This window comes from Buchnera aphidicola (Chaetosiphella stipae setosa) (genome assembly GCF_964059095.1).
Classification (GTDB): Bacteria; Pseudomonadota; Gammaproteobacteria; order Enterobacterales; family Enterobacteriaceae; genus Buchnera_J; species Buchnera_J aphidicola_BP.
The window spans coordinates 246,077-257,847 of record NZ_OZ060394.1 but is presented as its reverse complement, the minus strand read 5'-3'; the positions used below and the strand labels follow the sequence as shown (position 1 = coordinate 257,847).

Annotated in this window: 8 protein-coding genes and 1 pseudogene; 5 read left to right on the top strand and 4 right to left on the bottom strand. The window is 22.0% G+C overall.

Features of this window, described 5'->3' with window-relative positions:
• The first annotated feature begins 66 nt into the window (after positions 1 to 66).
• The 5 genes and pseudogenes from serC to tpiA all read left to right on the top strand — a co-directional run bounded on the left by serC (position 67) and on the right by tpiA (position 5,843).
• A complete protein-coding gene (gene serC / locus AB4W52_RS01105) occupies positions 67 to 1,152 on the top strand; it encodes a 3-phosphoserine/phosphohydroxythreonine transaminase (RefSeq protein ID WP_367675124.1) in 1,086 nt (361 codons plus the stop codon).
• Between the two features lie 61 nt (positions 1,153 to 1,213).
• Entirely contained in the window at positions 1,214 to 2,488 is a 1,275-nt protein-coding gene (aroA, locus tag AB4W52_RS01100) for a 3-phosphoshikimate 1-carboxyvinyltransferase (RefSeq protein ID WP_367675123.1), read from the top strand.
• A 39-nt stretch (positions 2,489 to 2,527) separates the two neighbouring features.
• The gene (gene cmk, locus AB4W52_RS01095; RefSeq protein ID WP_367675122.1) at positions 2,528 to 3,220 is read left to right on the top strand and encodes a (d)CMP kinase; all 693 of its coding nucleotides are present in this window, start codon (positions 2,528 to 2,530) and stop codon (positions 3,218 to 3,220) included.
• A 91-nt stretch (positions 3,221 to 3,311) separates the two neighbouring features.
• Positions 3,312 to 4,865: pseudogene (gene rpsA, locus AB4W52_RS01090) on the top strand (30S ribosomal protein S1); the annotation flags it as partial.
• A 219-nt stretch (positions 4,866 to 5,084) separates the two neighbouring features.
• Positions 5,085 to 5,843, top strand: a complete 759-nt coding sequence (tpiA, locus tag AB4W52_RS01085; RefSeq protein WP_367675121.1) for a triose-phosphate isomerase — start codon at positions 5,085 to 5,087, stop codon at positions 5,841 to 5,843.
• 27 nt (positions 5,844 to 5,870) lie between these two features.
• On the opposite strand, the gene pfkA is transcribed toward tpiA, so the two are convergent.
• The 4 genes from pfkA to AB4W52_RS01065 all read right to left on the bottom strand — a co-directional run bounded on the left by pfkA (position 5,871) and on the right by AB4W52_RS01065 (position 11,740).
• On the bottom strand, positions 5,871 to 6,833 hold the full coding sequence (gene pfkA, locus AB4W52_RS01080) for a 6-phosphofructokinase (protein ID WP_367675120.1): 963 nt from the start codon (positions 6,831 to 6,833) through the stop codon (positions 5,871 to 5,873).
• An 82-nt stretch (positions 6,834 to 6,915) separates the two neighbouring features.
• Positions 6,916 to 7,605 carry a 2,3-diphosphoglycerate-dependent phosphoglycerate mutase gene (gene gpmA / locus AB4W52_RS01075; protein ID WP_367675119.1) on the bottom strand — a complete coding sequence of 230 codons (690 nt, stop codon included), beginning with the start codon at positions 7,603 to 7,605 and terminating at the stop codon, positions 6,916 to 6,918.
• Positions 7,606 to 7,829: 224 nt separating this feature from the next.
• Positions 7,830 to 8,969: a dihydrolipoyllysine-residue succinyltransferase gene (sucB, locus tag AB4W52_RS01070; RefSeq protein ID WP_367675118.1), complete on the bottom strand. Its 1,140-nt coding sequence runs from the start codon at positions 8,967 to 8,969 to the stop codon at positions 7,830 to 7,832.
• Positions 8,970 to 8,986: 17 nt separating this feature from the next.
• Positions 8,987 to 11,740, bottom strand: a complete 2,754-nt coding sequence (locus AB4W52_RS01065; RefSeq protein ID WP_367675117.1) for a 2-oxoglutarate dehydrogenase E1 component — start codon at positions 11,738 to 11,740, stop codon at positions 8,987 to 8,989.
• Positions 11,741 to 11,771 lie beyond the last annotated feature (31 nt).

Here is an 11,771-nt window from a genome sequence, read left to right as displayed (position 1 = left end):
ATTACAATAAAATTTTTTAGAAGAATATAATTTTTGTCTTAAATTTTTTAAGAAACGGTGTAATTTATGACATGTATTTATAATTTTAGTGCTGGGCCTTCTATGCTTCCAAAAGAAGTTATAAGAAAAGCTCATAAAGAATTTAAAAATTGGTGTAATTTAGGATCATCTGTTTTAGAAATTAGTCATCGAAGTGAAGAATTTTTGAATTTAATAAAAAAATCTAAACAAGATTTAAGAACTCTTTTAAAAATACCAAAAAATTATACAATACTTTTTTTTCACGGTGGAGCAAGAGGTCAATTTGCAGCTGTACCTATGAATTTAACAAAAAAAAATAAAATAGTTGATTATATTGACAGTGGATATTGGTCAAGACAAGCAGCTCAAGAAGCACGAAAATATTGTACTACTAATATAGTAGACGTTATTTCTACTAAAAAAAGAAAAAAAATTATTTTACCGATGAAAAAATGGGTAATAGATAATCAATCAGATTATATACATTATTGTCCTAATGAAACAATTGAAGGTTTATCTATTTATGAAGAACCAAATTTTAAAAATAAAAAGATAGTTGGAGATTTTTCTTCAACTCTACTATCACGTAAAATAAATATTAAAAAATATTCTTTAATTTATGCAAGTGCTCAAAAAAATATAGGAACTTCAGGTATTACAATTGTAATTCTTAAAAAAAAACTTATTCAAAATAATAATTCTTTAACACCATCTATATTAGATTATAATATTGCTTTAAAAAATAATTCTCTTTTTAATACTCCAGTAAATTTCTCTTGGTATTTGTCGAGTTTAGTATTTAAATGGTTAAAAAAAATTGGAGGTATAAAAGAAATTGAAAAAAGAAATATTAAGAAAGCTAAAATTTTATATAAATTTATTGATAAAAGTAAACTTTATAAAAATAATATACACAAAAATAATAGATCATGTATGAATGTTATTTTTCAATTAAGAAACGAAAAATTAAATAATTTATTTTTAAAACAATCTCAAATTAATAATTTATATGCTTTAAAAAACCATAAAGTTTTTGGAGGAATGCGAGCATCTATTTACAATGCAATGCCAATAAAAGGGATAAAAAAATTAATTAAATTTATGTCAAATTTTGAAAAAAAAAATTTTTAATATTAATTTATATAAAAATTTCTTTATATATTAAATGGTTTATTATTTTATGCGAACAAAAATGTTATTAAATTCTCCTTATAAGATAGAAGGAGACATATTACTTCCAGGTTCTAAAAGTATTACTAATCGAGCATTATTATTAGCTGCTTTATCAAATGGAATCACTTGTCTTCAAAATGTATTATATAGCGATGATGTACAATATATGTTAAGTGCTTTAAAGATTTTAGGTATTAAATATATTTATTCACATAAAAATAATTCTTGTTATATTCACGGGCAAGGAAGAGAATTTCCAAAAAATAAAAATACAACTTTATATTTAGGAAACGCAGGAACTGCTGTACGTTCATTATTATCTGTTTTATCTATAAAAAACAATAATGTTATTATAACAGGTGATAAAAGAATGCAAGAAAGACCTATTAAACATTTATTTAATGCATTAATTCAAGGTAAAGCAAAAATAAAATATTTAAAAAAAATAGGATTTCTTCCTGTATTAACTAATGGTGGTTTTATTGGTGGTAAAATAATTTTGAATGGAAGTATATCTAGTCAATTTCTTACTGCTTTGTTAATTGCATCTCCTTATGCATCTTTAAATACAAAAATAGTCATTAAAGGAGAATTAGTATCAAAACCATATGTAAATATTACTATAAAAATGATGAAATCATTTGGAATTAATGTTAAAAATTATAAATATAAAATATTTTATATTTCTAATAATCAAAATTATATTTCTCCGATAAATTATTATATAGAAAGCGACGCTTCATCTGCTTCTTATTTTTTATCTGCAGCAGCTATTAAAGGTGGAAAAGTACGTGTTTTTGGTGTAGGAAAAAATAGCATACAAGGAGATATAAAATTTGGTAAAATTTTAAAAAAAATGGGTGCAAAAATTTCTTTTAAAGAAAATCAAATTATTTGTAAAAGAAATAAATTAATAAGTATTGATATGGATCTGAATGATATTCCAGATGCAGCAATGACAATTGCTATTACTGCTCTTTTTGCTGATGGAATAACAACTATTAGAAATATATATAATTGGCGTGTAAAAGAAACTGATAGACTTCATGCAATGGCAACTGAACTAAAAAAAATAGGAGCAATAGTAAAAGAGGGAAGAGATTATTTGCAAATTTGTCCTCCGAAATTTTTTAAACAATCAGAAATTTGCACATATAATGATCATCGTATTGCTATGTGTTTTTCATTAATTTCTTTATCTGGAATTCCGATAACTTTAATAAATTCTGAATGCATTAATAAAACATTTCCTGATTATTTTTCAAAATTTTTCTCTATATGTAAATATAAATAGTAATATATATATAAATATTTTTTTAAAAGAAAAAAATTTATGATTAATAAATATCCTGTAATTACTATTGATGGTGCAAGCGGTGTAGGAAAAAGCACTTTATCCTATGCTATATCTAGAAAATTAAATTGGAATTTTTTAGAATCAGGATATATGTATAGGATAATTGCTTACTATATTGTGAAATATAATTTATCTCTAAAAGAGAAAAAAATAACTTCTTTATTACCTGATATAATTTTTAATTTCAAAAATACACATCGTTGCATAAAAGTTTTTTTTCAAAATAAAGATATTTCTAATGAAATTCATTCTGAAAAAATTTCTATAATAGCATCAAAAATTGCAGTTTTTCCATATATCAGACATTGGCTTTTATATAAACAAAGAAAGTTCAGAAAATTTCCAGGATTGGTAACAAACGGAAGAGATATGGGAACAAAAGTTTTTCCAGATGCTGTTGTAAAAATATTTCTAAAAAAAAATTTATTAGAAAGAGCAAAAAGAAGAAAATTAGATTTAAAATCTAGAGGATTTTGTATTTCAAAAAAAACAATTATTAATAATATTAAAGATAGAGATAATAGAGATAAAAATCGTATACTTTGTCCTTTATTTCCAGCAAAAGATGCTATAATTATTGATTCTACTTCTATGAGCTTTCAAAAAACTTTAGAAAAATCTATGGATATAGTGTATAAAAAATTATTAAATAAACCAAAAATTCTTTAAAATGGATGTAATTAAGAAAAAATTTAACAACTTTAACAACATTGATGTTGAAATAAGTTATCAACTTCTTAAAAAAAAAAGAATAAAGCATATGAAAGAATCTTTTTCCAAACTGTTTCAAGATTCATTAAAAAAAATAAAAACTAAACCAGGATCAATAATTACAGGAAAGATAATAAAAATAAATAAAGAAAATGTATTAGTAGATTCTGGATTAAAATCTGAGTCCAAAATACCGATTGAACAATTTAAAAATTCTCAAGGAATATTGGAAATTAAAATAGGAGACAAAATTGAAGTTTCTTTAGATTCTGTAGAAGATGGTTTTGGTGAAACAATTTTATCACGAGAAAAAGCAAAAAGACATCAATCATGGTTAGTTTTAGAAAAAATACATGAAGAATCTACTAATATTACAGGAATAATTAATGGAAAAGTTAAAGGTGGATTTACAGTCGAATTGAATGATATTCGAGCTTTTTTACCTGGATCATTAGTTGATATTAGACCTATACGAGATGCATCACATTTAGAAGGAAAAAAAATAGAATTTAAAGTTATTAAATTAGATAAAAAAAGAAATAATGTTGTTGTTTCTCGAAAAGCAGTTATTGAATCTGAAAACAGTGTAGAAAGAAATAAATTATTAAGTAACATTCAAGAAGGATTAGAGCTTCCTGGAATTGTAAAGAATTTAACAGATTATGGGGCTTTTATTGATTTAGGTGGAGTAGACGGATTATTACATATTACAGATATGGCATGGAAACGAGTCAAACATCCTAGTGAAATTGTGAGTCTTGGAGAAGAAATTATTGTTAAAATTTTAAAATTTGATAAAGAAAAAATGAGAGTTTCTTTAGGATTAAAACAATTAAGTCAAGACCCATGGATAAATATATCTCAAAAATATCCAGAAAAATCTAAGGTGACTGGTAAAATTACTAATTTAACAGATTATGGATGTTTTGTTGAAATTGAAGAAGGAATTGAAGGCTTGGTTCATGTTTCTGAAATGAATTGGACGAATAAAAATGTTCATCCTTCTAAAGTTGTCAAATTAAATGATATTATAGAAGTAATGATTTTAGAAATTGATGAAGAAAGAAGAAGAATTTCTTTAGGTTTAAAACAATGTACTATAAATCCATGGAAAAAATTTGCAGAAATTCATAAAAAAGGAACAAAAGTAGATGGAGTAATAAAATCTATTACTGATTTTGGAATCTTTGTAGGATTAAAAGAAGGGATTGACGGATTAATTCATTTATCTGATATAGATTGGAATACTTCTGGAGAAGAATTAGTTAAAAAATATAAAAAAGGAGAAAAAATTTCTGCAGTTGTTCTTCAAGTTGACGCAGAAAGAGAAAGAGTTTCTTTAAGTATTAAACATTTGTTTGAAGATCCATTAAAAATATTTATAAAAAAATATAAAAAAGGATCTGTGATCCAAGGTTTGATTAAAAAAATTCACTCAAACGAAAAAGTTATCATAAATGTAAAAGAGAATATTTCTGCAATGGTAAAGTTTTCACATTTTAAAAATATGGATATTAAAAAACAAATTGAAAATTTGAAAACTAAGAAAAAAATGAATTTTTTAGTTCAAAATGTTGATCGAAAAAAAAGAATTATATATTTGTCTTTCGAAAAGTATTTTATTTTAAAGAAATCTAAAAAAAAAAATAAAACAAAAGATGAAAGTTAAAAAAAATTTTTATAGTTTTATATAAAAAATTAAAAATTTATAGTAAGTAAAAGTAAGATGTTTCATACTTTTAAATACTATAAATTTAAATTATGTTTTCAACAAAAAATAAAAAAAAAATTTTTTATCATATTTCATGTAATAGGATAATGTATGAAAAAAAAAATTGTTATTGCTAATTGGAAATTGAACGGAAATAAAAATTTTGTAAAAGAATTTATTCATAATATTAATTCTGAAAATCAAAAATTTTTTAAAAATACAAAAGTAATTATTGCGCCTCCAATAATTTATATTAAATATATGTCTAAAAAAATACATAATAAGAAAATTTCTTTCGCCTCTCAAAATGTTGATTATAATTATCAAGGTGCATTTACTGGAGAAATTTCTCCTAATATGATAAATGAAATTGGTGCTAAATATATAATATTAGGACATTCAGAAAGACGAAAAAATCATTTTGAAAATAATTTATTAATAGCAAAAAAATTTTTTTCTGTTAAAAAAAATAAATTAATTCCAATATTATGTATTGGAGAAACGCAAGAAGAAAAAGAAAAAAATCTAACGAAAAATATTATTCAAAAACAAATTGATGAAATATTTTTACACTGTGGAAATAATGCTTTTCATAATACATTCATTGCTTATGAACCTATATGGTCTATTGGAACTGGTGAGAACGCTTCTCCAGATGATGTTAATAAAATTATGAAATTTATAAAAAATTATATTATTAAAAAAAGTTTGTATAAAAAAATTAATTTAAATTTACAATATGGAGGATCAGTTTCTCCTAATAATATAAAGAGAATTATAGAAAAAAAATATATAGATGGAGTATTAGTTGGTTCTGGATCTTTACAATATAAAAATTTTTTAAAAATTATTCAAAAATGTAATGTATAAAAAATTTTTATACATAAGAAATTTTTATTAATATAAATTTTTTGAAAGTATAATTAACTTTTTATTTAATTTTTTTTTCATAAATTTTAAAGCATGATTAATATCATGATATGTAATTTTATCATTTTTTATTCCAATACATTTCCCAAATTTTCTTTTTAACAAAAGATTTATAGAAAAGAAACCCATTTTTGAAGCTAAGATCCGATCAAAAGCTACTGGAGCTCCTCCTCTTTGGATATGTCCAAGAATTGTAGCTCTAGTTTCTTTTTTTGTATGAAATTCAATAATTTTTGCTAATTTTTTTACATCACAAATATGTTCTGTCATAGCTATAACAGCATGTTTTTTTCCTTTTTTTAAACTTTTTTTAATTTTTTTAATTAATTTTTTTTCATTATATTTAATTTCAGGTATTACTATAAATTCACAACCTCCAGCAATAGCTGCCGATAAAGTTAAATCTCCGCAATTTCTTCCCATAATTTCTACAATAGAAATTCTTTGATGCGAAGAAGAAGTATCTCTTAATCTATCTATAGATTCAACAATTGTTTCTAAAGCTGTACTATAACCAATAGTATAATCTGTCCCAAAAACATCATTATCAATAGTCCCAGGAATACCAATACATGGAAAATTCATTTTATGTAATTCATTAGCTCCTGCATAAGTTCCATTTCCACCTATAACAATTAATGCATCAATTCCTTTTTTTTTCATATTTTTAATAGCAATTTTTCTTGTTTTTTTATTAAAAAAATCAATGTAACGAGCAGTACCTAAAAAAGTTCCACCTTTATTTATAATATTAGAAACAGTATTTATATTTAAATTTATCATTTTATTTTCGCATAATCCTAAATAACCATTTAAAATTCCTATAACTTTAATTTTATTATTATAAGATGTGCGAACTATGCTTCGAATAGCAGCGTTCATTCCTGGAGAATCTCCTCCGCTAGTCAAAACTGCTATTTTTTTGATCATATAATTCCTTTTTTATTTTATATTGAAATTAACATATTAAAAATTTTTTTATTCTTTTAAAAAAAAGAATAAAAAATATATTTTACAAATAATAATATCTTATTGGATTACAATTTTTATCAAATTCATATATTATTGGTTTTCCTGTAGGTATATTTAAATCTGGAACATCTTTTTCTGGAATTTTATCTAAATATTTTATTAATGCACGCAAAGAATTTCCATGTGCTACAATAAGAATATTTTTATTTTTTTTCATTTTAGGAATAATCATATTTTCCCAACACGGAAGAACTCTATCTAAAGTAAGTTTTAAACTTTCTCCTAAAGGAATATCTTTTTCTTCCATTTCAGAATATCGATCATCATATCCTGACCAGTAATCATTAAATTTACTAATATTTGGAGGAATAGCTGAAAAACTTCTTCTCCAATCAAAAATATTTTTTTTTCCGTATACTTGAATAACACTATCTTTATTTAATCCTTGTAAACATCCATAATGTCTTTCATTTAATCTCCATGTTTTATAGATTTTTAACCATGGTTGATTTATTTTTTTTAAAACACTCCATAAAGTATAAATTGCTCTTTTAAGAACAGAAGTATATGCAAGATCAAATTTTATATTTTTTTTTTTAAGCAATAATCCTGCATTTTTTGCTTCTTTTTTTCCTTTTTCATTTAAATTAATATCGTACCATCCTGTAAATTTATTATATTTATTCCATTCACTTTCTCCGTGTCTTAATAAAACTATTTTAAATGTCATATCAAATTCCTTCTTTAAAAAATAAAATAATTATTTTTTTTATTTTTTTTATTTTTGAAATAAAAGTAAAATTTTTTCTTTACTAATATAATTCCTTTTATTATTTCTTGAAAAGAATTATATTAGTTTAAAATTATTAAGATATTCATAAAAATATTTAAATAAAGTATCTTTATTTTACTATATTTAAAAACGAATTTCTATTAAAGAATTTAAGAAAAAAATTAAATTTTTAAAATTATATTTATAAAATTTTCTAACGTAAATTTTATATCTTTTAAAAATCCAACAGAATCTTTTCCATCAATCAATCTATGATCATATGATAAAGAAATATACATCATTGGTGCAGATATTATTTTTTCTTTTTTAACTATTGGTCTATTATTAATTGAATGAATTCCTAATATTGCAGATTGAGGTGGATTAATAATTGGTGTAGACATTAAAGATCCAAAAACACCTCCATTTGTAATTGTAAAAGTTCCGTTTTTTAAATTATCTATAGTTAATTTATTTTCATTAGATTGTGAGATATACGATTTAATCTTTTTTTCAATTGCAAACATACTCATTTTATTTGCATTAAAAAGCACAGGTGCAACTAATCCTCTATTTGTAGAAATAGCAATATTAATATTAATATTTTTATAATAGACAATTTCATCTTTGACAAGAGATGAATTAATAATTGGATATTTTTTTATAGCTTGTGTAACTGCTTTCACAAAAAAAGACATTAACCCTAATTTTATTCCGTATTTTTTTTGAAATTCTTCACCAAATTTTTTTCTAATTTTAATGATAGATTGCATATTTACTTCATTAAAAGTAGTTAACATAGCTGTTTTATTTTTTGATTGTACTAATTTTTCAGAAATTTCTTTTCTTAAAGAAGACATTTTTATAACTTTTTTAATTTCTAAATTTTGTTTTGTTTTTACTAAATTATTTAAATTCTCGTCTATATTTTTTTTGTTTTTTTTTTTCTTTTGATTAATCTGAGAATCAATATTTTTTTCCATTTTTTTTTCATCATTTACATGAATATTCATTTTCCTTCTTAAAGAAGGAGAAAAAAAATTTTTTTCTATTTTATTTTGTGAAATATTTTTTATATTATCTTTTTTTTTAATTATTCCTATTGTTTCATAAGATTTGACTGAATCTCCTACATTTTTAAAAATTTTACTAAGAATACCATCTTGCAATGCGGGAACTTCAATTATGATTTTATCTGTTTCTAAATCAATGAGTAAATCATTTTTATTAATATCATCGCCAATTTTTTTATGCCATTTAATAATAGTTGCATTATAAACAGATTCAGGTAATTCAGGAATTTTAATTTTTTTTTTATTCATTGTTATCTCGTTTAAATTTATAAATTTAATGCATAATTTATAATTTTTAATTGTTCTTGTTTATGAATATGTATATTTCCAGTAGCTGGAGAAGATGAGCTTTTTCTTCCAATATATTGAATATTTTTTTTAGAAATTTTTTCAAAAACGTTTTTAATATATATCCATGCGCCTTGATTTTTTGGTTCTTCTTGACACCAAAAAATATTTTTTATAAAAAAATATTTATGCATTAATTTTAATATTTGATTTTTTGGAAAAGGATATAATTGTTCTATTCGTATGAATAAAATATTTTTAATATTTTTTTTTTGATAAGATTCTAATAATTCATAATATATTTTACCTGTACAAAAAATAATTTTATTAAAATTTTTTTCTATTAAGTTTTCGAAAGTATATATTATTTTTTGAAATTTTCCTTTATATATTTCTTTAAAAGAAGATTGAGACATAGGATTTCTTAATAAAGATTTTGGAGAAAAAATTATTAAAGGAAAAGATTTTTTTTTTAAAGCATGTTTATATATAATATGAAAAATTTGTGATGCGGTTGTTGGAATACATACATGCATATTTTTATTTGAACATAATTGAAGATATCTTTCAATTCTGGCAGATGAATGTTCTGGACCTTGACCTTCATAACCGTGCGGTAAAAAAAGAACTATATTTGAACTTTGATTCCATTTTTCCATACTCGAACTAATAAACTGATCAATAACTACTTGAGCAACATTAGAAAAATCTCCAAATTGTGCTTCCCAAATTGTTAAAGTATTATTATTTCTTAGACTATATCCGTATTCAAAAGCAAGAACAGATTCTTCTGATAAAACTGAATCAATTAAAAAAAGCTGGGAGTTTTTAATACTATTTTTTAAAGGAATATATTTTTTTCCAGTTTTTTGATCGTAAATAATTGCATGACGATGAAAAAATGTTCCACGAGAAACATCTTCACCAGAAATTCTACAAGAAATTCCTTGGTTTAGTAAACAAGCATATACTAAATTTTCAGCTGCTCCCCAATCAATTTTTTTTTTTAAATTAACCATGTTTAATCTATTTAAATAAATTTTTTTTACTAGAGGATGTAAAGTTATTTTTTTTGGAAGTAAATTAATTTTTTGAAATAAATTTTGTATATATTTTTTTGTGAATGTATCAGATAATTTTTTTGTATTTTTTTTGATTTGATTTTTTTTATTTATTTTTTGTTGAAATGTTAAAAAAGAATAATTTGGTGAAATATTTTTTCCTTTATCTAAATTTTTTTTATAACGAGAAATTTTTTTTTTTATTGTTTTCTTATCAATTATCTTTTCTTTTAATAATTTCTTTATATATATATTTTGTACAGTAGGATGACGTTGAATTTTTTTGTACATGATTGGTTGTGTTACAAATGGATCATCTACTTCGTTATGTCCGTTTCTTCTATATCCAATCAAATCAATAAACACGTCTTTTTTAAATATCTTTCTATAATTTAGACTCATTTTTGCTGCAAAGATAGCAGATTCTGGATCGTCAGAATTTACATGTAATATTAATGAATTAATAGATTTTGCAAAATCTGTTGAATATTCACTAGATCTGATATTTTCAACTTTTGATGTAGTAAAACCAATTTGATTATTAAGAATAATGTGAATTGATCCGCCTACTGAATATCCTGGAGTTTGTGACATATTTAAAATTTCTTGTATTACTCCTTGTCCAGAAAAAGATGCATCTCCATGTACCATAATAGGTAATACTTGTTTAAAATTTTTAGATTTTAAAGAATCATTTTTATATTTTGATAAACCCATAATCACTGGATTAATTATTTCAAGATGAGAAGGATTATATTCTAAATTGATATTTCCTTTTTTAAAATTATTTTTATAAATTCTTGAATAAAATCCTAAATGATATTTCACATCTCCATTATTTAAATTATGAATATTTTTTCCTGAAAACTCTTGAAAAAGTAAATTAGAAGATTTTCCTAAAATATTTACTAAAACATTTAATCTTCCTCTGTGAGCCATACCAATATAAAAATATGAAAATTTTTTTTGTAAAAATTTTGTAATAATTTCATATAGAATAGGTATTAATGTATCATTTCCTTCCAAAGAAAATCTTTTATAACTAGGATATTTAGAATGTATATATTTCTCAAATGTTTCCGCAGAAATAATTGCATTTAATATATCTATTTTTTTCTGTTTTTTTATTTTCTTTTTATTCCATTTTTTTTCAATATATTCTTGAATCCATTTTTTCTCTTTTTCTTGATTAATATGAGAAAATTCAAAACCGATGTTATGACAATATTTTTTTTTTAGCCAATTTAAAAAAAAATATAAGTTAGAAAATTTTTTTTCTTTTTGATTAATTTGAAACTTAATTTTTTTATCTAATTCATCTTTAGTAACTTTAAAAAAAATTTCATTAATTTTAGATAATTTTTCTTTCATATTTATTTTTAAAGGATTGATATTAGCATAATGAAATCCTTTTAATCTAAAAAAATTTAATATTTTACGAACTATATTTTTCTTTAAATATTTTTGTTTTTTTTCAATAAAAATATTTTTACAAAGATATTCTTTATTTATAATTTTTTTTCTTGTAAATATAGTAAATTCATTTTTCCAAAATTTATTAACAGAATTTTTATTTTTTAAAAAATCTGAATATGTTTTTTCAATAAAATTATAGTTAATAAAATTTATCCACGATTCATTTAAACTTTTATTTAATTCTAATTTTTTCATATTTACTCGTTATATAATTGAAAATTAAATT

Excerpts from the sequence above, each read along its gene's own strand:
- serC (WP_367675124.1), top strand. The coding sequence starts at position 67 with ATGACATGTATTTATAATTTTAGTGCTGGGCCTTCTATGCTTCCAAAA.
- aroA (WP_367675123.1), top strand. The coding sequence starts at position 1,214 with ATGTTATTAAATTCTCCTTATAAGATAGAAGGAGACATATTACTTCCA.
- cmk (WP_367675122.1), top strand. The coding sequence starts at position 2,528 with ATGATTAATAAATATCCTGTAATTACTATTGATGGTGCAAGCGGTGTA.
- tpiA (WP_367675121.1), top strand. The coding sequence starts at position 5,085 with ATGAAAAAAAAAATTGTTATTGCTAATTGGAAATTGAACGGAAATAAA.
- pfkA (WP_367675120.1), bottom strand. The coding sequence starts at position 6,833 with ATGATCAAAAAAATAGCAGTTTTGACTAGCGGAGGAGATTCTCCAGGA.
- gpmA (WP_367675119.1), bottom strand. The coding sequence starts at position 7,605 with ATGACATTTAAAATAGTTTTATTAAGACACGGAGAAAGTGAATGGAAT.
- sucB (WP_367675118.1), bottom strand. The coding sequence starts at position 8,969 with ATGAATAAAAAAAAAATTAAAATTCCTGAATTACCTGAATCTGTTTAT.
- AB4W52_RS01065 (WP_367675117.1), bottom strand. The coding sequence starts at position 11,740 with ATGAAAAAATTAGAATTAAATAAAAGTTTAAATGAATCGTGGATAAAT.